Source organism: Pseudomonas protegens (assembly GCF_013407925.2).
Taxonomy (GTDB): domain Bacteria; phylum Pseudomonadota; class Gammaproteobacteria; order Pseudomonadales; family Pseudomonadaceae; genus Aquipseudomonas; species Aquipseudomonas fluorescens_AP.
On sequence record NZ_CP060201.1, the window covers coordinates 1386127 to 1408947 of the forward strand.

Annotated in this window: 23 protein-coding genes; all 23 read right to left on the reverse strand. The window is 60.8% G+C overall.

Going from position 1 to position 22821, the window contains the following annotated elements; translation table 11 throughout:
• Positions 1-9 precede the first annotated feature (9 nt).
• Positions 10-315 (reverse strand): STAS domain-containing protein, encoded by a 306-nt coding sequence (locus GGI48_RS06510; protein ID WP_011059979.1) that lies wholly within the window; start codon positions 313-315, stop codon positions 10-12.
• Between the two features lie 87 nt (positions 316-402).
• The gene (gene fliJ / locus GGI48_RS06515) at positions 403-852 is read right to left on the reverse strand and encodes a flagellar export protein FliJ (RefSeq protein WP_016963162.1); all 450 of its coding nucleotides are present in this window, start codon (positions 850-852) and stop codon (positions 403-405) included.
• A gap of 6 nt (positions 853-858) precedes the next feature.
• On the reverse strand, positions 859-2217 hold the full coding sequence (gene fliI / locus GGI48_RS06520; RefSeq protein WP_103741581.1) for a flagellar protein export ATPase FliI: 1359 nt from the start codon (positions 2215-2217) through the stop codon (positions 859-861).
• Positions 2207-3043, reverse strand: coding sequence for a flagellar assembly protein FliH (fliH, locus tag GGI48_RS06525; RefSeq protein WP_047302685.1), 837 nt, complete (start codon positions 3041-3043; stop codon positions 2207-2209). Before fliH ends, fliI begins: the two co-directional genes overlap by 11 nt.
• 9 nt (positions 3044-3052) lie before the next feature.
• Positions 3053-4072 (reverse strand): flagellar motor switch protein FliG, encoded by a 1020-nt coding sequence (gene fliG / locus GGI48_RS06530; protein ID WP_011059975.1) that lies wholly within the window; start codon positions 4070-4072, stop codon positions 3053-3055.
• A complete protein-coding gene (gene fliF / locus GGI48_RS06535; protein ID WP_016963158.1) occupies positions 4065-5852 on the reverse strand; it encodes a flagellar basal-body MS-ring/collar protein FliF in 1788 nt (595 codons plus the stop codon). The genes fliG and fliF overlap by 8 nt, the downstream gene beginning before the upstream one ends.
• Before the next feature lie 15 nt (positions 5853-5867).
• Positions 5868-6194 (reverse strand): flagellar hook-basal body complex protein FliE, encoded by a 327-nt coding sequence (gene fliE, locus GGI48_RS06540; protein WP_016963157.1) that lies wholly within the window; start codon positions 6192-6194, stop codon positions 5868-5870.
• A gap of 129 nt (positions 6195-6323) precedes the next feature.
• On the reverse strand, positions 6324-7730 hold the full coding sequence (locus GGI48_RS06545) for a sigma-54 dependent transcriptional regulator (RefSeq protein WP_179597531.1): 1407 nt from the start codon (positions 7728-7730) through the stop codon (positions 6324-6326).
• Between the two features lie 5 nt (positions 7731-7735).
• Positions 7736-8929 (reverse strand): PAS domain-containing sensor histidine kinase, encoded by a 1194-nt coding sequence (locus GGI48_RS06550; protein ID WP_177435169.1) that lies wholly within the window; start codon positions 8927-8929, stop codon positions 7736-7738.
• A 128-nt stretch (positions 8930-9057) separates the two neighbouring features.
• On the reverse strand, positions 9058-10533 hold the full coding sequence (locus GGI48_RS06555) for a sigma-54 dependent transcriptional regulator (protein WP_016963152.1): 1476 nt from the start codon (positions 10531-10533) through the stop codon (positions 9058-9060).
• Positions 10534-10704: 171 nt separating this feature from the next.
• A complete protein-coding gene (locus GGI48_RS06560; protein ID WP_016963150.1) occupies positions 10705-11001 on the reverse strand; it encodes a hypothetical protein in 297 nt (98 codons plus the stop codon).
• 11 nt (positions 11002-11012) lie between these two features.
• Positions 11013-11408 (reverse strand): flagellar export chaperone FliS, encoded by a 396-nt coding sequence (gene fliS, locus GGI48_RS06565; protein WP_179597533.1) that lies wholly within the window; start codon positions 11406-11408, stop codon positions 11013-11015.
• Positions 11409-11537: 129 nt separating this feature from the next.
• Positions 11538-12995: a flagellar filament capping protein FliD gene (fliD, locus tag GGI48_RS06570; RefSeq protein ID WP_103741583.1), complete on the reverse strand. Its 1458-nt coding sequence runs from the start codon at positions 12993-12995 to the stop codon at positions 11538-11540.
• A gap of 82 nt (positions 12996-13077) precedes the next feature.
• Complete coding sequence (locus GGI48_RS06575; protein WP_016963146.1) at positions 13078-13449, reverse strand: flagellar protein FlaG; 372 nt, start codon at positions 13447-13449, stop codon at positions 13078-13080.
• A gap of 73 nt (positions 13450-13522) precedes the next feature.
• On the reverse strand, positions 13523-14374 hold the full coding sequence (locus tag GGI48_RS06580; protein ID WP_016963144.1) for a flagellin domain-containing protein: 852 nt from the start codon (positions 14372-14374) through the stop codon (positions 13523-13525).
• 233 nt (positions 14375-14607) lie between these two features.
• Positions 14608-14877, reverse strand: coding sequence for a hypothetical protein (locus GGI48_RS06585; protein ID WP_179597534.1), 270 nt, complete (start codon positions 14875-14877; stop codon positions 14608-14610).
• Positions 14874-16160 carry a motility associated factor glycosyltransferase family protein gene (locus tag GGI48_RS06590; RefSeq protein WP_179597536.1) on the reverse strand — a complete coding sequence of 429 codons (1287 nt, stop codon included), beginning with the start codon at positions 16158-16160 and terminating at the stop codon, positions 14874-14876. The genes GGI48_RS06585 and GGI48_RS06590 overlap by 4 nt, the downstream gene beginning before the upstream one ends.
• A gap of 82 nt (positions 16161-16242) precedes the next feature.
• Positions 16243-17169 carry a ketoacyl-ACP synthase III gene (locus tag GGI48_RS06595; RefSeq protein WP_047302672.1) on the reverse strand — a complete coding sequence of 309 codons (927 nt, stop codon included), beginning with the start codon at positions 17167-17169 and terminating at the stop codon, positions 16243-16245.
• A gap of 231 nt (positions 17170-17400) precedes the next feature.
• A complete protein-coding gene (gene pseI, locus GGI48_RS06600) occupies positions 17401-18453 on the reverse strand; it encodes a pseudaminic acid synthase (protein WP_179597538.1) in 1053 nt (350 codons plus the stop codon).
• On the reverse strand, positions 18446-19951 hold the full coding sequence (gene pseG / locus GGI48_RS06605) for a UDP-2,4-diacetamido-2,4,6-trideoxy-beta-L-altropyranose hydrolase (RefSeq protein ID WP_179597540.1): 1506 nt from the start codon (positions 19949-19951) through the stop codon (positions 18446-18448). Before pseG ends, pseI begins: the two co-directional genes overlap by 8 nt.
• The gene (gene pseF, locus GGI48_RS06610) at positions 19948-20655 is read right to left on the reverse strand and encodes a pseudaminic acid cytidylyltransferase (RefSeq protein WP_179597542.1); all 708 of its coding nucleotides are present in this window, start codon (positions 20653-20655) and stop codon (positions 19948-19950) included. Before pseF ends, pseG begins: the two co-directional genes overlap by 4 nt.
• Positions 20652-21818, reverse strand: coding sequence for a UDP-4-amino-4,6-dideoxy-N-acetyl-beta-L-altrosamine transaminase (gene pseC / locus GGI48_RS06615; protein ID WP_179597544.1), 1167 nt, complete (start codon positions 21816-21818; stop codon positions 20652-20654). The genes pseF and pseC overlap by 4 nt, the downstream gene beginning before the upstream one ends.
• The gene (gene pseB / locus GGI48_RS06620) at positions 21815-22816 is read right to left on the reverse strand and encodes a UDP-N-acetylglucosamine 4,6-dehydratase (inverting) (RefSeq protein ID WP_179597546.1); all 1002 of its coding nucleotides are present in this window, start codon (positions 22814-22816) and stop codon (positions 21815-21817) included. Before pseB ends, pseC begins: the two co-directional genes overlap by 4 nt.
• Positions 22817-22821: the final 5 nt, after the last annotated feature.

The following is a 22821-nucleotide window of genomic DNA, read 5'->3' on the forward strand; positions in this document are numbered from 1 at the left end:
GCGGCCCGCTTAACTGATGTCGAAAAGCTTGTCGAAATTGGAAATGGCGAGAATCTTGCGCACATCCGAGTTGCTGTTGATCACCCGGACATCGGCGTTGTCGCCGCCGGCATGGTCACGCAACAGGAGCAGCATGCCCAGGGCAGAGCTGTCGAGGTAGGTGGCCTCCTTGAGGTCCACCACGATGGACTCCGGCGTCCGGTTGAGCCGCTCGTAGGATTCGCGAAACTCCTGATGACGCCCGAAATCAAAGCGCCCGCGAATGGAAATCGTGAGTTTCTGACCGTCCGGGGATATTTCTGTAACGACCGACATGTGACTGCTTCCTTGTCATTGACGACGTCTAAAAGGTGTAGCACCCAGCTGGCAGTCGAACAACCTGCAGACCGAAAATGAGCGCTATCAGTAAGGATTCTGACGGGGCAGCCGCTGGGAAAGTTCATCCAGCAGCTTCTGCTCGCGCTTGTCCTCAAGCGCCCGAGCCTCGTCGATGTAGCGCTGCACCAGCTTGCGCAGCCCCTCTACCCGGGCATAGGCCTGCTGCCAGGCCTCCCGCGCGCGATCGAGGTTGTTCTGATGCCAGGCCAGGCTCTGCCGTTGCTGGGCCACCGCCGTGTCCAACTGACTGAGAAAGTACTGGTAGTTCATCAGCCAGTGACCGCTGACGCCCAGCTTGCCGCGCTCGACCCACTGCTCCTGGTAATCGCCGCGAAAGCGCTCCAGATCCCCCAGCTTGCTCTCGGCCACGCGCACCTGCCCATGGAAGTACTCCAGGCGCTGGGCAGCGGTACGCTCGGCGCTTTCAGCCATGTCCACCACTGGCGCCAGGCGCGCCGCACGGCTATCGGCCATGGCCGGTTAACCGCCCGTCGCCGGAGCGAAAAGCATCTCCAGGTGGGTTTGGCTGTGGCCCAGGCTGACGTTGTCGTTCAGCCCCTGGCGCAGGTAGGCAACCATGGCCGGCTGCAGGGAAATCGCGGTATCGGTGTCGCGATCACCACCGGCCACATAAGCGCCGACGCTGATCAGATCCCGCGCCTGCTGATAACGCGACCACAACTGCTTGAAGTACTGGGCGCGCGCCATGTTGTCAGGGCTGATCACCGCCGGCATGACCCGGCTGATGGAGGCTTCGATGTCGATGGCGGGGTAATGCCCCTCCTCCGCCAGGCGCCGGGACAGCACGATATGCCCGTCGAGCACGCCTCGGGCCGAGTCGGCGATAGGGTCCTGCTGGTCATCGCCCTCGGACAGCACGGTATAGAAGGCCGTGATCGAACCCCCGCCGGCCTCGGCATTACCGGCCCGCTCCACCAGCTTGGGCAGCTTGGCGAACACCGAAGGCGGATAACCCTTGGTAGCGGGCGGCTCACCAATGGCCAGGGCGATTTCCCGCTGGGCCTGGGCGAAACGGGTCAGGGAGTCCATCAGCAGCAGGACGTTCTTGCCCTTGTCGCGAAAATATTCGGCGATCCGCGTGCAGTACATCGCCGCCCGCAAACGCATCAACGGCGCGTCGTCCGCTGGCGAAGCCACCACCACCGAACGCTTGAGGCCTTCTTCGCCGAGAATGTGCTCGATGAACTCCTTGACCTCACGCCCCCGCTCACCGATCAGCCCGACCACGATGATGTCGGCCTCGGTGAAGCGAGTCATCATGCCCAGCAGCACACTCTTGCCCACGCCGGTACCGGCGAACAGGCCAAGACGCTGGCCGCGGCCCACCGTCAATAAACCGTTGATGCTGCGGATCCCCACATCCAGCGGCTGACTGATGGGGTCGCGCTTGAGGGGGTTGATGGTCGGACCATCCATCGGCACCCAGTCTTCGGCGCGCATGGAGCCCTTGCCGTCCAGCGCCCGACCGGCACCATCCAGCACGCGCCCGAGCATGCTCATGCCCATGGGCAGGCGCCCGGTGTCGGCCTGCGGGACCACGCGGGCACCCGGGGCAATCCCGGCCACGCTGCCCACCGGCATCAGGAACACCTTGCCCCCGGAGAACCCCATGACTTCGGCCTCGACCTGGACCGGGTGATAGCTGTCATCGTTGATCACCAGGCAACGAGTGCCCATGGCCGCACGCAACCCTTCCGCCTCCAGGGTCAGGCCGACCATGCGCAGCAGGCGCCCTTCCAGGATGGGCTGCCCCGGCAGTTTGACGGCGCCGGCGTAGCCCCCCAGACGCTTGCCGAAACTGGTGCGTTCAAGGCGCATCAGCAGTTTCCGCAGGCTCGGGGTGCTCGGTGAGCAAAGATTGCTCGGCATCGATATCCGGCAACGATGGCGTCCGTGGACCAAGATCCAGGCTCAGGTCCGCGGCCGCCGGGTGCAGCGATTGCTCGTGCATCTGATCGAACAACTGATCCATGGCCTGGGTGATGCGGGTTTCGACGCTGGCATCGATGCGGCTGTGCTCGGTTTCGACCCGACAGCCGCCAGGCAGCAGCGCTTCGTCCTCGACGATGCGCCAGCTTTCCTCGTGCCGCTCGCGCAGGCTCTTGACCTGCTCGAAGTCCTGGGGATTGACGTAGAGACGCACATTGCCAACACCCAGGGGCAGCAGCTTGAGAGCTTCGCGCATGACGTGCTCGATCTGGCTGGAATCCATCGCCAGTTCACGCTGAATCACCTCACGGGTAACGTGCTTGACCAGCTCCACCAGGGTTTTCTCGATCTGCGTGTCCTGTTCGGCAATCGGCTCGAACAGGTTGACCATCAGTTGCTCGAGGGCCTGCAGCTTGGCGTTCAAAGCCACCTCAGCCTCCTGCCGGACCTTGAGCGTCGTGCTGTGGAAGCCTTCCTTCTCGCCGGTGGCGAAACCTTCGTTATAGGCTTCCTGACGAATGCTCTCGAGCTCTTCGAGGGTCAGCGGCTGGACTTCATCCAGCGGCACCTCCTCGATCTCTTCCGGAATCTCTTCAGGCTCCGGTTCGGGCTCGGGCGGCTCGGGGTCGAAACTGGGCAGCGCCCAGACGTCAAAACCCTCGACGTCCCGGGCACGAATCAGTTCGCTGTGGGACTCATCACTGCTGGACGACATAAAGCGACCTTAGATCATTTCTTCGCCGCCCTTCCCGCCGAGAACGATCTCTCCGGCTTCGGCCATACGGCGGGCAATGGTGAGGATTTCCTTCTGCGCCGTTTCCACGTCGCTGACGCGAACCGGCCCCTTGGCTTCCAGATCGTCGCGCAGCAGCTCCGCCGCACGCTTGGACATGTTCTTGAAGATCTTTTCCTTGACCCCTTCGTCCGACCCCTTGAGGGCCAGTACCAGCACGTCGGAGGACACTTCGCGCAACAGCGCCTGAATGCCACGGTCGTCGACATCGGCCAAGTTGTTGAACACGAACATCAGGTCTTCGATCTGACCGGACAGGTCTTCGTCGACTTCGCGGATCGAATCCATCAACTGGCCTTCGATCGAGCTGTCGAGGAAGTTCATGATGTCGGCCGCACGCTTGATACCACCCAAGGTGGTACGAGAAGCGTTGGAGTTGCCGGAGAACTGCTTCTCGAGAATCTGGTTTAGCTCTTTGAGCGCCGCCGGCTGCACGGTATTGAGCGAGGAAACCCGCAAAATGATGTCCAGACGCGCCTTGTGGTCGAAGTTGCCCAGCACTTCGCCGGCCTGATCCGGATCCAGATAGGCCACGACGATCGCCTGGATCTGCGGGTGCTCGTAGCGGATCACGTCAGCCACGGCCCGGGGTTCCATCCACTTCAGGCTGTCCAGGCCGCTGGTGTTGCCACCCAGCAGGATGCGGTCGATCAGGCCGTTGGCCTTGTCTTCGCCCAGGGCCTGGGTGAGCATTTTGCGCACATAGTCATCGGAACCCACGCCGAGGCTGGTCTGATCGCCGACGATGTCGACGAACTCGCTCATCACCTGCTCGACCTGCTCGCGGTGCACGTTGCCCATTTGCGCCATGGCCACGCCCACACGCTGGACCTCTTTGGGCCCCATGTGGCGCAGCACTTGCGCGGCATCGGTGGAACCCAGGGACAGCAGCAGAATCGCGGCTTTGTCGACCCGGGTCAGTTTGGCGGTAGCGGCTCGGTTATCACTCATCTGCGTTAATCCACTCTTTCACGACCTGAGCCACACGACCCGGGTCTTCAGCCACCAGACTCTTGATTGCGTTCAACTGAGCGTCATAACCCTCGCTCGGGCTCGGCAACAGAATGCTTTGCGGGCCACCGAGGCTGACGCGATCGTTGGCCAGCTCGCCATCCAGGCCGCCCATGCCGCCCAGCTCGACGTCGCTGCCCAGCCCTGCCAGTTCCTTGTTCTTGCCGCCGCCAGTGATGTTGTTGAGCACCGGACGCAGCACGCCGAACACCAGCACCAGGATGAACAGCACGCCCAGGACCTGCTTGACGATGTCCCAGAACCAGGGCTGCGAATAGAACGGAATATCGGCGACCACCTCTCCACGCTCGGCGGAGAACGGCACGTTGATCACACTGACGCTGTCGCCACGGCTGGCGTCGAAACCTACCGCGTCCTGCACCAGTCGGGTGAAACGCGCCAATTCGTCGGCGCTCCAGGGAGCACGGGTGGTTTCGCCATTGGCCGGATTGACCTTGACCTGATCGTCCACCACCACCGCTACCGACAGGCGATTGACTCGCCCCTGCTGCTGCTTGGTGTGGCTGATGGAGCGATCGAGCTCGAAGTTCTTGGTGGATTGTTGACGCTTGTCCGCCGGGTACGGTGCCAGCATCGGCTGACCGGTGGCCGGATCCATGACCTGTTGACCATTGGCGTCCAGCAGCGGCTGGCCGGGTTGCACCATGCCCGCAGAAGCGGTGGCGCCACCAGTGGTTTGCGGCGCGGACGCCGGTGACGGCGGCTGGTTGCTCAGAGCGCCTGGCACGCCTTGCGGGCCATTGCTGCTGGAGCGCTGCTCGTTGACCGATTGCTCGCTGCGCAGGGCCGGCTGATCGGGGTTGAACTGTTCGGAAGTGGACTCCACTGCGCTGAAGTCGACGTCCGCCGAGACTTCAGCCTTGTAGCGATCGTTGCCCAGCACCGGCTGCAGAATGTTGTGCACCCGTTGGGTCAGCATGCTTTCCAGACGGCGGCTGTAATCGAACTGCTTGCCGGCCATGGTCAATGCGGAGTTTTCCGCCTGATCGGAGAGCAGGTTGCCCTTCTGGTCGACCACTGTGACTTGGGACTTGCTCAGCTCAGGGACACTGGTGGCCACCAGGTTGACGATGGCCATGACCTGACCCGGCTCCAGAGAGCGGCCAGAGTAAAGCTCTACCAGTACCGATGCGCTGGGCTTGCGCTCGTCGCGGACGAACACCGAGCTTTTCGGGATCGCCAGGTGCACGCGGGCACCCTTGACGTTGTTCAGGCTGGAGATGGTCCGGGCCAGCTCGCCTTCCAGGCCGCGACGATAGCGGGTCGCCTCCATGAACTGGCTGGTGCCCAGGCCCTGGTCCTTATCGAGGATTTCGAATCCGACGTTACCGTCTCCCGGCGCCACGCCAGCGGCCGCCAGCTTCATGCGGGCCCGGGACAGATCATCGGCCTTGACCAGCAAGGCACCGGAATTGGGCTCGACGGTGTAAGGAATGTCGGCAGAAGCCAGGGTATCCATGACCTGCTTGGCATCCATACCGGCCAGGCTGCCATACAGCGGCCGGTAATCGGGCTGCTGCGACCAGAGCACCACGGCAAAGCCGATCGCCACGCTGGCGGCCAGGCCTACCAACAGGCCAACCTGACGCAGCATGGTCATCTGGGACAGGTTTTCCAGGAAGGACAGACCGAACAGCGGCGGTTTACCGTCTATCGGGGTGGCCTTGGCCGGTACGTTATCGGCGACTGCTTCTGCCATGACTCAATCTCGTCCTTAAACCGGCATCTGCATGATGTCTTGATACGCCTGAACCAGCTTGTTGCGCACCTGGGTCAAAGCTTGAAAAGACACACTGGCCTTTTGCGAGGAAATCATTACGTCAGTCAGGTCGACGCCGCTTTTGCCAATTTCAAAAGCGCTGGCCAGCTGGTTGGAAGCCTGCTGAGTGTCATTGACCTTGTTCACAGCCTGACCAAGCATGTCAGCGAAGCTGCTGCCGCCGACTTCTGCCACTGCGGCGGATTTAGGCTGCGACATCGCGTCCATCTGCATGGCCCGCATATCCAGCATCAACCGATTAAATTCAACACCTTGGCTCATGGTCTACTCTCTCTGACGGCCCGCAATTTTTTGACACTCACTGTGCGGTTAGTGAGGTGTTAGCAACAAGGGTGCCAGCTCCATGGCCTTGCGCGACAAAAGCCTCTCCGTGGCTTCGCCCATGAACGATCAAGTGGCAAACAGATAGGCTTCGACATCCATTCCGGCGTCACGCATCTGCGCCAACTTGTAACGCAGGGTGCGCGGACTGATCCCCAATCGCTCCGCCGCCTCCTTGCGACGCCCGCGTTCGGAACGCAAGGTATCGATGATCATCTGGAATTCCCGGCGCCGCAGATCATCGCCCAGGCCACCCGATTCCTGGGGCGCGCCTTCACCGGCATTGACCACGCTGCGCGGCGCCGACTGAGCGGCCACCGCCAACGCCGGCAGTGGCGCACAGGCGACCGGCCCGGCCAGACAGAAGTCCTCCGGCTGGATCAACCCTCCTTGCTGCAGGATCAGGGCTCGCTGCAAGGCATTGTCCAGTTCGCGAACATTGCCCGGCCAGGGATAGGCCAGCAGACAGGCCTGGGCCTCGGCAGAGAGTCTGGCGGCGGCATGCTTCATTTTATTGACGTGCTTGGCCAACAATCGCTCGGCCAGCGGCAGGATATCGGCGGTCCGCTCCCGCAGTGGGCGCCACGCCAGGGGAAATACCGACAGGCGATAGTACAGGTCTTCACGGAAGCGCCCGGCCGCCACCTCCACCGCCAGATCGCGGTTGGTGGTGGCCACCACGCGGATATCGAGAGTGATGGGCTTACGGGCGCCGACCCGCTCCACCTCGCGCTCCTGCAACACCCGCAGCAACTTGGCCTGCAGTCCCAGGGGCATTTCGGAGATTTCATCCAGAAGGATGGTGCCGCCGTCGGCCTGCTCGAACTTGCCGGGCTGGGCCGCAATGGCACCGGTAAAGGATCCTTTCTCATGCCCGAACAGGGTGGCTTCAAGCATGTTGTCGGGAATCGCCGCACAGTTGATGGCGATGAAAGGCTGGCTGGCCCGATGGGAATGCTGATGGATATAGCGCGCCAGCACTTCCTTGCCGGTGCCGGATTCGCCAGAGATCAGCACCGTGGAATCGCTGCGAGCAACGCGCGCGGCCAACTCCAGCAACTGCGCACTGGCCGGCTCGAATGCCACCGGCCCTTCGCCGTCACTCGCCCCCAGACAGCCCAAGGCATGACGAGCCACCAGTTCCAGCAGCGCCTTGGGCTCGAAGGGTTTGACCAGATAATCGGCAGCCCCCTGACGCATGGCCTCCACGGCACGCTCGACGGCGCCGTGGGCAGTCATCAGCAACACCGGCAATTGCGGCTGACGGGCACGCAGCAGCCCCAGCAACTGGTGGCCATCCATGCCCGGCATGTTCACATCGCTGACCACCAGGCTGAAGGACTCGACAGCGACCGCGTCCAACGCCTCTTCCGCGCTGCCGACCGCCTTGTAGTCATGACCGGCCAGCAGCAGGGTATCCGCCAGGGCCTCGCGCAAAGCGCGATCGTCTTCAACCAGTAGAACCTTGATTGCCATTGCCTTCACTCCACTCCATGAGCACTGGAGAACAGAGGCAGTGTCACCAGCGCACAAGTACCGCGCCCAGGACGCGAACGCAGGGACAATTCTCCCTGATGAGCACGGGCCACCGCCTTGACCACCGTCAGGCCAAGCCCGGTGCCATTGGCCTTGGTGGTGAAAAACGGCTCGCCCAAGCGCTCCAGAACCGCAGCGTCTATGCCGCTGCCACTGTCACTGATACACAACCTGAGGGTGTCGCCGCGGGTATACAGATGCACTTTGAGCCGCGCCGCGCCCGCACTGGCCTGCACGGCGTTTTCGATCAGATTGAGCAAGGCACCGACCAGGGTGTCGCGATTGCACAGCAATTCCCCTTGATGACTGTCGCACTGCCAGCGCACGGCAACATCCTGGACGTGGGTCTGGGCCGCCGCCTGCAACGACTGCAGTAGCGACTTGGGGGACAGGCGATCGGTCAGGGGCAATTCGCCACGGGCGAATACCAGCATGTCGCGCACCTGATGCTCCAGCTCATGCAAGCGCTCTTTGAGCCGCCCAGCGAACCGCTGATGGGTGGCCAGTGGCAACTCCTGTTCGGTGAGGTGACTGGCATACAACAAGGCTGCCGAGAGGGGGGTGCGAATCTGGTGCGCCAGGGAGGCGACCATCTTACCCAGGGAGGACAGGCGCTCGTGACGAGCCAGTTGATCCTGCAGATGGCGGGTTTCAGTCAAGTCGTTGAGCAACACCAGTTGCCCGGGCTCGGCATCCAGCGAACGGGTGGCAATCGACAGGCGCCGACCGTCGCGCAGGGAAATTTCATGACCGTCGTCCTCACGGGGCGCAAAACTGCGGGCGATGATGTTGCGCCACAGCTCCCCTTCCAGGGGCAAGCCCAGAAGGTCACACGCCGCCGGGTTGGCTTCGCTGACGATGCCCTGGCCGTCGATGACGATGACGCCACCCGGCAACAGGTCGAGAAGATTCTGCAGACGGTTGGCCAGGCGCTCTTTTTCCGCCAGCTCCTGCATGCGCTGGGCGCTGACCACGGCCAACTCGCCCTTGAGCTCGGTCACCCTGGCCTCAAGCATGCTGTAGGAGTCAGTAAGTTGGCTCGACATCTGGTTGAACAAGGCGAAGGCCTGCTCAAGACCTAGCCGGCTTGCCTGCTCTACGGACGACGATTGCCCCGCAGCATCGGGGGCAGGAGACATCTGGGCGGCTTGGGGCATCGTGCTCTCTCGCTTGGCTGACCGTCAGTTAAACGGAACGTTGCAAGAGACTTAGCAATACCCGTGCCTAAAAAAAACCACCCAGTTTTCAACGACTTGAAAAACAGGCGTCAATCATCCGCCTGTTCATCACCTTCACGACGGCTCATGCCGTACTTGCGCATCTTCTCCACCAGGGTCGTGCGACGGATGCGCAGGCGCTCTGCGGCGCGCGCCACGATGCCATTGGCGTCATCCAGAGCCTGCTGGATCAACCCCTGCTCCAGGCTACCGAGGTAATCCTTCAGGTCCAGGCCTTCCGGCGGCAGCATGGCGGTGGCAGCGAAGTCCGGCGCATGACCGTTGATTGCCACCCGCTCTTCCAGGTCACTACGCAAGCTGTCCACCAATTGCTCGTCTTCATCATCGACGTAGCGGAATTTCTTGGGCAGCTCGACCACACCGATCACCCCGTACGGATGCATGATCGCCATGCGCTCCACCAGGTTGGCCAGCTCTCGGACGTTGCCCGGCCAGCCATGCCTGCACAGCGACATGATGGCGGCGGAGTTGAAACGAATCGAACCGCGCTTCTCATGCTCCATGCGCGAAATCAATTCATTCATCAGCAGCGGAATATCTTCCACACGCTCACGCAGCGGCGCCATCTCGATAGGGAACACGTTGAGGCGGTAGTACAGATCCTCACGGAAGGTCCCGACCTCGATCATGCTTTCCAGGTTTTTGTGGGTGGCGGCAATGATTCGCACATCGACACCCTGGGTCTTGTTGCTCCCCACACGCTCGAAGGTCCGCTCCTGCAGCACCCGCAGCAGCTTGACCTGCATCGGCAACGGCATATCGCCAATTTCATCGAGGAACAGAGTGCCGCCATTGGCCAACTCGAAGCGACCGGCACGACTGGTAATCGCCCCGGTGAACGCGCCCTTCTCGTGACCGAACAACTCGCTTTCCAGCAGCTCGGCAGGGATGGCTCCGCAATTGACCGGTACGAAAGGCGCATCACGGCGCTTGGAGTGATAGTGCAGATTGCGCGCCACCACTTCCTTGCCGGTTCCCGACTCCCCAAGGATCAACACGCTGGCGTCGGTATCCGCGACCTGCTGCATCATCTGCCGCACATGCTGGATCGCGCGACTGGTGCCTACCAGGCTACGGAACAGATTGGGCTCGCGGTGACGGCCGCGCTCGCGGGCCTGATCGTACATTTCACGATAGACCTGGGCGCGGTGCAGGGAATCAAGCAATTTGCTGTAGCTGGGCGGCATTTCCAGGGTGGAAAGCACTCGACGCCGCTGGTCTTCCGGTAAATCAATGGAAGAATTTTCGCCCATTAGCAAAACCGGAAGGAACTCATCCCAGGTCGAGAGTGTCTTTAGCAGACCCAGAAGCGCGCCAGGAGCATTTACGGTCCCGATGAGGACGCAAATTACTTCACGACTTGACGACAAAGAGCCGACAGCCTGCTGCCAGTCATGGCTACCGCAGGGTAAATTTTCTTCGCCGAGAAAATTTAAAATCACCGCCAAGTCGCGGCGGCGCACGCTATCGTCATCGATCAGCAGAATTTTGGTTTCACGCCACATGCAATAGCAACTTCCCTAGTCAACTCAATGCCCAGAATAAGGGGCAAGCTAGACGCGCTTGTAGGCATTTTCTGCCTTATAGACGCCTGAAATCTGAAAACAGCCACTAGTTAAGTCAAAAATGCGTGCACAGTCAAATTTATGGCGCGCAACGTTCGGATTAACTCAACATCAACCGAACAAATGGTAAACCTTTGCCGCGTTCTGCGCTTGGGTGATCTGCGACATCTCGTCGACTATCGCCTGGCGCTCGCCGGTTGCCACCTCAAGCAGCTGCCGGTAAACCCCCAACAACTCCTCCAGATTGTCACGCAAGGCGACCTCATCGACCTGAGCCTCGCTGAGCACGTCCTCCATGCACGAACGACAAGCCAGATCCAACTCACCAATGGCTTGCCAATTGCGCTCAGCAAGGGCGTCGACCAATGCCTCGCGAGTTTCTTCGATACGTTGCAGGACAGCGCTCATGGAATTTCTCCTTAAAACTGCGGACCCGGTGCGGCGATGGCGTCCCAGCCCTCTTTGACCGTACGCAGCAGATCGGCGACCTCGTCCAGAATCTTCGGATCGGTCTTGATGTTGGCTTCAGCCAAACGCTTCATCATGTAAGTGTACAGAGCGTCTAGATCACCCAGAGTGTCCAGGGAGTTTTCCAGATCCAAGCCTTCGCGCAAGCCGCCGATGATGCCGATGGCTTTGCTGATGAACACGCCCTTGTTGGCAATATCCTTGCGTTCCATCGCACCCTTGGCCTGCGCGATACGATCCAGGCCGCCTTCCATCAACATCTGCACCAGACGATGTGGACTGGCTTCGGAGGTCTGCGCCTGCGCGCCGACTTTCTGATACTGCCGAAGGGCTAACATCGGATTCATGTGATACCTCTTCAAAACTCAAGGGTTCGTATATGCAATGTATCGACGTAACGTCAAAAAACTTTAGGTCAAATGCAAAAGCCCGGAGCGCTTAAAAAACGCTGCCGGGCTTTTGGCACAGGCCGGATATTAGCCTTTTTTCTGTGCGTTCAACGCATCGAACATCGACGTGATGTTGCTGGCAGTGGCCTTCAACTTGCCCACCAGGGTATCCATATCGTTGTACTTCTTGGTCAGCACCGCCGTCAGTGTTGCTACTCGACGATCCAGAGCATCCTGCTGATCAGAAAGCTTTTTCTTGGTCAGATCCAGGGTCTTGCTCCGAGTGGTCAAGATCCCCTCTTTACCGCCTACGCCCTCAGTGAACGGCTTGATCGCCTTGGTCATGCGGTCCAGCAGGCCCGGGTTGGTGCCATCACCGGTAAACAGCTTCTGCACTTCACCACCGAGCTTCTTGTCGGTCATGGCGGCAGTGAACTTCTTGTCGTCGAAATCCAGCGCACCGGTCTTCTGGTTGGTGGTAATCCCCAACTGCGCCAGTACGGTGAGCTTATCGCCTGCGCCGGTCTCGGACAGCGGCGCACGAATGGCTGACAGAATCGAGCGAGGCAGCGAGTCACCAGTCAACTGCGCCGGTACTGTCGGGTTGCCGCTGTCGTCCAGAGAAGGCTTGGTCAGAGTAGTAATACCGTTGGCCACAGCGTTGTAGGCATCGACAAATTTCTGGATCGAGGTTTTCAAACCCTCGGTGTTGGTCGCGACCGTCACGGTGATAGGCGTGTTAGCCGCGGTCGGAGCAACAAGGTTAAGCTTCAGACCGGAAATGGCCTGGGTCACCGTATTGGTTTTACTGGTCAGCTGCATGCCGTCGACGGTGAAAACCGCGTCCTTGGCCAACCCGCCGATATTACCGGACGAGGTTGCCGTGGCTGGATTGGCATCAGTCGACATGGACTGGGTGCCATCGATCTCCAGCCCGGCAATACCGCTGACCGAAATATCAGAGCCGACGCCCGTCTTGTCGGAGCCGATCACCAGTCGTGAACCGAACGAATCAGTCACGATGTTCGCGCTGAGCCCAGCCATGTTCATCTTCGAATCAGCGTTGATCGAATCGCGCACCGACTGCAACGTCGCATTGGCGCCGATGGTCAGCGGATAGTTAATGCCATTTTGAGTGATGTTTAACGTACCACTCGGAATGGCACTGGTATTGCCTCCGGAAAAAGCAGCGCTGGCCACTTTTGAGGAGGTTGCAAGATTTTTAACGGTAACCGTGTATTTGCCGGCAACCGCATAGTTGTCCGCCGTGGCATCCACGGTCTTGCTGTCGCTGGAGGTTGCAGCAAAGCCGGCAAAGGCAGGATTGACAGCACTTCCCAATCCGGCGACCGACAAGGTGCTCTGAAAGGTCGACAGCAGCGACTGCAAGGTCCCGATACCAGAAATACTGGCGCTATTGGTGGTGGTCGCACGATCGATCTGACCCTGCTTGGCCGCTTTGTCAGACGCCACAAGCGCCTTGACGATAGCACCTGTGTCGAGACCAGAACCCAAACCAGTACCCGGTAGAATTGGACTTGCCATGTGTGTCTCCCTTCATAGTGCCGCCAGTCTTTTGACCACTAGAGCGCCCAAAAGAACCCAGCAACAAATTTCATGCCAGCTATCAGACTTTCGCGCTGAACAGCAGGCTACTGGCGTCATTCAAGCTGTGAGCCAATCTCAGCACTTCTTCGTTGGGGATCTGACGAACCACCTCACCCGAATCACTGGCAATGACCTTGACCACAACCTGGCCGGAGGGCTCATCGATAGAGAACTCCAGGTTACGCTTGACCGACTGGACGAATTTTTCGATTTCCTGGACGGCCATCTTCAACTTTTCCTGCTCGGTCCGAGCTTCCTTCTTACTGTCCTGACTGGTGGTTTCGACCACAGCCGGGACCACCTCTCGAGGCTTCTCGACGGGCTTGTCAGTGACTGGCGTCACCGGCTTGGCCGCAGGATAAGACAAGTTCAGCTTCACGCTCATATCCATGTCCACCACCTCTTAAAGTAAAAAAGCGAGAGAGCACGACCAGCGCACTCCCCCGCCAAAGCTTAGCCAGCTATTACTGAAGCAGTTTCAGTACAGCGGATGGCAGTTGGTTGGCCTGGGCCAGAACTGCGGTCGAAGCTTGTTGCAGAGTCTGCTGCTTGGTCAGCTGGGCAGTTTCAGCAGCGAAGTCGGTATCTTGTACGCGACCCAGTGCAGCACTGGCGTTTTCGTTGATGTTCTGCAGGTTGGAGATGGTGCTGGTCAGACGGTTCTGGGCAGCACCAAGGTCAGCACGGCTGGAGTTGATGGTAGCCAGAGCGGTGTCGATCGCGTTCATTGCAGCCGAAGTGTTGGTTTCAGCAGTAGCGGAGTCGTTACCGGTAATGTTGATGGTGCCGGAAGCAACACCCAGGGTGGTAGCGTCGAAACCGCTAGCCAGGGTGATGGTGATCTGGTTGGTAGCACCAGTGTTGGAACCAACCTGGAAGGTCATGGTGCCAGCGGAACCGTCGATCAGGTTCTTGCCGTTCAGGTTGGTCGACTTGGCGATACGAGTCAGCTCGTCCGACATCTGAGCAAATTCTTTGTTCAGAGCAACACGGTCTTGAGTACCGTTGGAGTCGTTTCGCGACTGAACAGCCAGTTCACGCATACGCTGCAGGATGTTGGTGGATTCTTGCATCGCGCCTTCAGCGGTCTGGGCGATGGAGATACCGTCGTTGGCGTTCTTGATCGCCATGGTCTGACCACGGATCTGCGAAGTCATACGGGTAGCGATCTGCAGGCCGGCGGCGTCGTCTTTTGCACTGTTGATTTTCAGGCCGGAAGACAGGCGAGTCATCGAAGTCGACAGAGCGTCGGAAGCGCGGTTCAGGTTTTTCTGAACGTTCAACGACGTGACGTTAGTGTTTACTGTTAAAGCCATGACGAATTCCTCGTTGGTTGGGTACTGCGGCTTCCGGCCCTGGCAACCGCCGGGTAATGGCCTAGAGAACCTTCGTAATAGTTATCGTCGGTAATGCAAGTTGCTTTAGGGCTTTTTCAAAAATATTTGCCATCACCCTGCCACCCCTTGAAAAACAAGGGCTTAAACCCCTGCCCAACTAAAAAATGACGCCAGAAAAACCCCAACCAGAACCCGCTTGATGCATCCGCTCCTCAGTCTCCAAATGCCATGGACAGCCACTCCACCAGCTCATACTCCAGGTAGTCAGCCAACCCCAGCCAGTCCTGCGACTCCTGACACTTGAGCATCAGACTCAGCAACCCAGCCCAATCCTGCTGAACCTCCAGGGGCGCGACATCGACCAGGCCTTGCACCGGGTCGAACAGCTCGATCATGTTTACCGCCGCTTCGACATCCCGTCCCAGGCGGAACAGATCGGCAACCTCCCGGGCACGGGCAATCAAAGACTCAAGCCGGCTCATTGAACAAAATCCTCATGGAAGGTGGTGCCCGCGATCATTGCGCCGCTACGACTGGTATTGAAAAACCTGACCTCGGGCTGACTCTGAATGTAGCGCTCCAGCTCGCACAGGTAGCTGCGGAAATTGAGCTGAGTCTTGACTCGCTGCCCGTTGCCGTCCAGCACCCAATGCTTGGCGGCCTTGAGTTGCGGCCCCAGGTCGCCGTCCTGCCAGCCGGCATGGGTTCGATCCATCGGAAAGGCAAAATCCGCACCGAACAACGTGATCCGCCGCCCCCCCATCTTCACCGCCAGGTCCACCGCGGGATGGATCACGCTACCTCCAGCGTGCAACAGCGCCTTCGGCCATCGCTGGCGCATAGGCGCAAAGACCGGGCTGGCCGAGTAAGCGACGTAACGCGGCCCTTGCCAGCCTGCAAGCACCAGCGGATCCGCCAGAGGCATATACACCAGGGTCGTGTTGGCACTCCCCTGAGCCGGAAGATGCCGGCTGGAAATACGCTGATCGATACTCACCACCACGTCCGGCTCAATACCGTGGCGCTGCAGGGGCTGATAAGCGGTGTCGACACAGATCAGCAACGGTCGTTGCGGTCGCTCGCGCAACGCCTGCAAGGCCGCAAAATGCTGCTCCAGGCTCGGACCGGTCGCGATCACAAAAACCTCGCGCCCACTGTCGCGGCCAAACAACTCGGCGACATCGGCATCAGCCCGCACCCAGGGCTCAACGGCAGCCAGGCGCTCGGCGACACCCGCCTCCTCGGTGAACAGGCGGTTGTTGAACGACACATGAGTTTCACTGACCAAGCGGTCGCGGATCTTCGCGTTGTAGTCATCGGCCAGCACCAACTCGGCCGGCAGGGCAAAGAACGGCAACTGAATCTCCGACAGGTCGCCGGCATAGAGCAGCTCGACCCGCGGATCGGTCAACCAGAACTGCTGATCGAGCAACTGCAGCACCAGCTTGAACAGCGCGCCGTTGAGAATATGCACGTAAAGTCGCGTCAGCCCCGGCCGCTCAAGCAACACCTGTTGCAGATCCCCCAAGCCACAGCCATACAGATGCAGGACCGGCGCCTCGGGCAGACTGGCCGCCTGGGTACGAGCCTCACGAGCGCGATCATGGCGACTGGTGAGCTGGATACCGGCGACGCTCAGGGTCGACCCCAGGCCTTCCACCAGGTCCGCCTGCAATGCAGCGCTGTCCTCAGCCAACAGCCGCTCCAGCAGGGCCGGCCAGCGCTCCCTCAGTACCTGGGCATTGTCTTCCAAGCTATCGCTCATGCTGCCTCGCTTATCACTCGCGCAAAAAAATAGCGCTCAAGATTACACCTTGAGCGCTATATGTACCGCCGGGAACGGCAACTCAGGCGCGATAGATGATCGCCGAGCCCCAGGACAGGCCAACGCCGAAACCACTCAAGGCCACGCGCTTCCAGCTGGAATCGAACATGTGTTTTTCCAGCAACAGCGGAATGCTCGAGGAAACCGTATTGCCGGTTTCCACCATGTCCTTGATGAACTTGTCCGGATCGCCCTCAAAGCGCCGGGCCACGGCATCGACAATGGCCGCACTGCCCTGGTGAATGCAGAACGCATCGATGTCGTCCGGCTGCAAGCCCGACTCGGCCAGCAACTCATGCAGATGCGCCGGCACCTTGAGCAACGCGAAGTTGAACACCTGACGACCGTTCATGAAGAACACGCCATCGCTGACCTTCAGGTGCGGAGCGCCGGAACCGTCGGTGCCGAACTTGGCCTTGCCCAATTGCCAGGTCGCCCCCTCGCCGAGCCAGGTGGCGGTGGCGGCATCGCCGAACAGCATGGTGGTGTTGCGGTCTTCGGGATCGACGATCTTCGAATAGGGATCGGCGGTGACCAACAGGCCGTTCTTCAGGCCCGCGGCTTCCATGAAGCCCTTGATGGCATAGATGCCGTAGACATACCCGGAACAGCCCAGGGAGATATCGAAAGCGGCGACGGTGGTCGGCAGGCCCAATTTGTCCTGCACGATCGCGGCGGTGTGGGGCAACCCTTCCTCGTCACCGTTCTGGGTGACCACGATCAATACGTCGACGGCTTCGCGCTTGAGATCCGGGTTACTGGCGAACAGGGCATTGACCGCTTCAACACACAGATCGGAGGTTTCTTGTCCGGCGTCTTTGCGCGGCAGAAAAGCAGAACCGATCTTGCCCAGGATGAAGTCTTCATCCTTGGCGAATTTTGCACCTTGTGCGTAATTGTCCACGCCGGCTACAGGCACGTAGCTCGCAATGCTTTTTATGCCAATCATTACGGCTTCCCAATAATAAACAGCTCAATACCCCCGCTCAGTCACTGAGCAGGGGCTGCCGAAAAAAATACAGATACTTGCGCCGAACACAACGGCATCGGGAAGAACCAAGGGCTGTCACGGGTCCTGTCACGCAGGGCTGGCGCCATCTTCCCGGGCAATACAATACAGTGAAGATGCACGTTATGACTCACAGGTCACGCCATTTTGCCGAATCAGCCCCACAAAGACCTATTCGACGAATGCCCAGTCCAGTGCGGTACCGCGCTTGAGGGCCTGACGCGCGCGACGGCCAAGCAGCGCGTCGTAGTGCTTGGGAGCCAGCCCCAGCCCGGGACGGATGGCCCGTACATTGTCGGCGCTGAACAGCTCTCCGGCCTGCATGTCGCGGGTGACATACAGCGACCGACGGTAAACCAGTGATTTGCTCTCGGCCTGGGTGGCGCCGTAGCGCACCTGCCCCATGGCCTGCCAGGCGCGTTCGGTTTCCAGCACCAGGCTGGCCAGTTCCGCAGGCTCCAGAGAGAAGCTGGCATCGACCCCGCCAGCGGCGCGATCCAGGGTGAAGTGCTTTTCGATCACCGTGGCACCCAGCGCCACCGCCGCCACCGAGACGCCAACCCCCATGCTGTGGTCGGACAACCCCACTTCGCAGCCGAACAGCTCCCGCAGATGGGGAATGGTCAGCAGATTGCTGTTCTCCGGCGAGGCCGGGTAGGTGCTGGTGCACTTGAGCAGCACCAGGTCACGGCAGCCTGCTTCACGGGCAGCGCGGACACTTTCGTCCAGCTCGGCGATGCTGGCCATGCCGGTGGAGATGATCAGCGGCTTGCCGGTGGCGGCGACCCGGCGAATCAACGGCAGATCGGTGTTTTCAAAGCTGGCGATCTTGTAGGCAGGAACGTCAAGGCTTTCAAGAAAATCCACCGCGCTTTCATCGAACGGCGTGGAAAACGCCAGCATGCCCAGGGCCTTGGCCCGGGCAAAAATCGGCTGGTGCCATTCCCAGGGCGTATGGGCCTTCTGGTACAGGTTGTATAACGATGAGCCAGCCCAGAGGCTATCCGCATCCTTGATGAAGAATTCGCCCTGATCCAGATCCAGGGTCATGGTGTCCGCAGTGTAGGTCTGCAATTTCAGGGCATGGGCACCGGCCTTGGCCGCCGCCTCGACAATCTGCAAGGCCACATCCAGTGACTGATTATGGTTGCCGCTCATCTCGGCGATGATCAACGGCGCATGGCCGGCGCCCACAGGGCGCGAACCGATCTTGAAGCTAGTCATCTAGATGTTCCTTCAATACTCGGGTGAATTCGCAGATGCCCTGGTGATAGCCGGCTCGGCGAAACAAATGCAGCGACACCTGATTCTCTGCCATGACCTGCGCCCGCAGGCGCCGTACATCAGGCCAATGGCGCACCAGGCAAGCCTCGCCCTGCTCCAGCAACGCAGCCCCCCAGCCCAGCCCCAGGCGCTCGGCAAACAGGTAGATCGAAACTTCGGCCTGGACGCCTTGGCGGTCATAACGCAGCACCCCCACCGGCCCCTCGGGCACTTGCGCAATCAGCAACAAGCGCTGCGGATCCTTCAGACAAGCCTCCAGCCAACGCAGATGGTCCGGCCACTCAAGCGTCCCGGGCTGCTGCGACCAACGCCTGACAAGCTCGGCATTGCGCCCGTCGAACAGCAGGCGGGCATCATCCAGGGTCGCCGGACGCAAGCGCAGCGCGGCGGCAAACAACGCCGCCGCCACGCGCTGCACGCCCAGGCCATCCACCAGCTCGCGGGCCCGCCGGGCCAGGCTATGACGCAACCATGGGTTGTCCAGCAGCAGGCTCACGGCCTGCCGCACCTGCTCCACACTGACCTGCTCACAAGGCCCCAGATACAAGTGGGCGCCGGCTTCGGCCAGCAAGCGCGCATTGAGCTCCTGGTTGCCGGCCACGGTGATGCACAGCGTGGGCACGCCCAGCACCGCGCGTTCCCAACTGGTACCGCCCCCGGCGCCCAGGCACAGATCGGCCTCGGCCAGCAGAGCGGCAAAATTCTTCACATAGCTGTGCAGGCGCCAGTGCGGCCGCTCGGCGGCCAAGGCCTGCATGGCCTGCCAGTCCGGATTGCCGCTGCCGGCGACGAAATCCACCTGCAACTGGTGGAAATCCGCCAGCGCCAACATGGCCTTGTGGGTCTGGCCGGCGGCATCGAAGCCACCGAAGTTCACCAGCACCCGCCGCGGCTGGGGGCGAATCGGGATAGCGGGACGTCGGAACTCGTCACGCAGCAAGGCGAAATGCGGGCCGAACAGGGTCCGGCAGTGCTCGTCATGCAACCCGGCATAAGCCTGGGCGCTGCCGCTGAAATTCTGGTCCAGCAACAGGTCCACGGCGTGCCTACGGTTGGCCAGGTCGTCGATGGCGGCGATCCTCGGCGCCCACTGCCGAGCCGCACACTGCCATTGATGATCAAGGCCGTAATGGTCCACCAGCACCCAATCGAAGGCTGGCTCAGTGGCCAGTGCCTGCTGCAACGCGGCGATGTCCGCCTGCCAGGGCAAGGGCGTCTCGATCCCCAACTCGGGATGCTCGTCGGCATAGCGTTCTGGCAATTCGAAAGTCTGGAACCCCTCGGCCTGCAGCGCCTCCAGGCGATGCCCGGGCAGACGCCGACAGGCAAATGCCACGCTGGCGCCCTGGCGGCGCAGCTCCTGAGCCAGGGTCAGGCAGCGGGCCACATGGCCACTGCCGATGGCCGGCGAAGCGTCGGCGCGAATCAGCACCCTCACTCCAGCTCTCCCCCGGCCTTGAGCGCGGCGTACAGGTATTCAGCGCGCCGCCAGTCCTCTTCGGTATCGATGTCTTGCACCAGGTGCCGGGGCAGGATCACCGGCAGGCTGCGAGGCGAGAACAGCGCCTCACCTTGCAGCCAGGCCTGGCTCCGCCCCCAATAGAACTGCGCCGCATCCTGATAGGCCGCTGGCAGATCCTGGGAACGGCTCTGGCGAAACTGCGGGTACAGCGCATCGAGCGCCCCTTGCTCATCGAGGATCAAAGCCCGTTGCACGGGAAAGCCGAAACCGCACACCGAAAAGGCAAACCCCTTGTCCGGGTGCCGCATCAATATCTCCAGCCCCTGACGCAGATAACGCGCCTGCAGCAAGGGCGCCGTGGCGTAGATACAACAGGCGTACTCGAATTCCCGCCCCAGCTCCCGCAACGCCTGCAAGGCATGGACAATCACCGCCGCGGTGCCCGTGAAGTCATCCGCCAGGGCCTGCGGCCGGATAAAGGGCACCTCGGCCCCACAGGCGAGCGCCAACTCCGCGATCTCCGGGTCATCGGTACTGACCACCACCTGCCGGAACAACCCGCAACTCAGCGCCTTGTCGATGGAGCGCGCGAGCATCGGCACGCCATCGAAGGCCTTGAGGTTCTTGCGTGCAATACGCTTGCTGCCGCCTCGGGCAGGAATGATGGCAACCGCACTCACGATGCTAACGACTCCTGCACCCAACGCCGTACCTGCTGGACAATGAAATCCTGTTCGCTGTCACTCAACCCGGGATAAATCGGCAGGCTGATGGCTTCTGCGTAATAGCGCTCGGCCTGGGGAAAGTCCCCTTGAGCAAAACCCAGCGCCTGGTAATACGGCTGCAGATGCACCGGAATGTAATGCAGATTGACCCCAACTCCCGACTCACGCAGCCCCTCGAAAACCTGTCGATGAGAGTGCTTCAGTCCTTCGAGCTGCAACCGCACCACATACAGATGCCAGGCCGACTGTGCATCGGCCTGGGGCAGCGTCAATGGCAGGTCCTGCAATAGGCGCTGATAGCGAGCCGCCAGATATTGGCGGCGGCGCACAAAGTCATCCAGCCTGTTCAACTGGGACAAACCCAGCGCAGCCTGAAGATCGGTCATCCGATAGTTGAAGCCCAGCTCCACCTGCTGGTAGTACCAGGGACCATGACTGGCCTCGCTCATCTGTGCCGGATCACGGGTCATGCCATGGCTGCGCAGGCGTCGCAGGCGATCCGCCAGTTCGGGGCGATTGGTCAGAACCATCCCGCCCTCGGCGCTGGTAATGATCTTCACCGGATGAAAGCTGAACACGGTCATCGCGGCAAACTCACCGCAACCGACTGGCCGGCCCGCATAGCGCGCGCCCACCGCGTGGGAGGCATCCTCGATCACGGTGAAGGCATATCGCTCAGCCAACTGCGCCAACCGGCGCATGTCGCAGCTCTGCCCGGAAAAAGCCACCGCCACCACCACCTTGGGCAACCGCCCACAAGCCTGGGCAGCCTGCAGCTTGTCGGCCAGGGCCTCGACATCAAGATTCCAGGTCTGCGGATCGATATCGACAAAATCCACATCCGCGCCGCAGTAACGCCCACAGTTGGCCGACGCCAGAAAGGTATTGGGGCTGGTCCACAGCCAATCACCTGGCCCCAGGCCGGCCGCCAGGCAAGCGATATGCAAAGCCGCCGTGGCATTGCAGACGGCCACGCCATGGGCCGCCTCGCAGCGCGCGGCCATGGCCTGCTCAAAGGCTTCGATGGCCGGCCCCTGAGTCAGCCAGTCGGACTGCAGAACCGCCACGACGGCATCGATATCCGCCTGGTCGATACTCTGGCGACCGTAAGGAATCATGCCGAAATTCCGTCATGCAACTCGGCAATCTGCCCCACCGAGAGAAAGTGCGGATTGGTATCGGAGCGGTACTCGAAATCCTCGGCGACCGAAACGCCCCGCTCCCCCACGCCATCAACGGCAAAGTCGACATTGACGCTGGTAAAGCGAATGGACGGTTGAATCGTGTAGTGATCGGCAAACTCCAGGGTCATGCGCGCATCATCCAGCGGCACCATCAACTCATGGAGCTTCTCTCCTGGGCGGATGCCGACCTGCTTGTGCGGCAGATGGGCGGCCATGCCTGACGCCAGGTCGACAATGCGAATCGAAGGAATCTTGGGCACGAAGATCTCACCGCCGTGCATGCGGGCAAAGCTATCCAGAACAAACTGCACACCGTGATCCAGCGTGATCCAGAAACGCGTCATGCGCTCATCGGTGATCGGCAGTTCCCTGGCTCCCTCGGCAATCAGCTTGCTGAAAAACGGCACGACCGAACCACGGGAGCCGGCGACATTGCCGTAGCGCACCACGGCAAACCGGGTTGGCTGCTCACCGGCGATGTTGTTCGCCGCCACAAACAGCTTGTCCGACAGCAGCTTGGTGGCGCCGTACAGGTTGATCGGACTGGCCGCCTTGTCGGTGGACAAGGCCACGACCTTTTTCACCCCGTTGTCGATGGCCGCGGCGATGATGTTCTCCGCACCATTGACGTTGGTGCGAATGCATTCCGTGGGGTTGTATTCGGCGGCCGGCACCTGTTTCAGTGCTGCGGCATGCACCACATAGTCGATGCCGCGCATGGCCTGGCGCAAACGCTCGGCATCGCGCACATCACCAAGGAAGTAACGCATGCAGGGCGCATTGAAGGTCTGCTGCATTTCGTACTGCTTGAGCTCGTCGCGGGAAAACACCACAACCCGCTTGGGCTGGTACTGCTCCAGCAGACGTCGAATGAAGCTGCGCCCGAACGAACCGGTGCCACCGGAAATGAAAATCGACTTACCGTTGAACATGACTG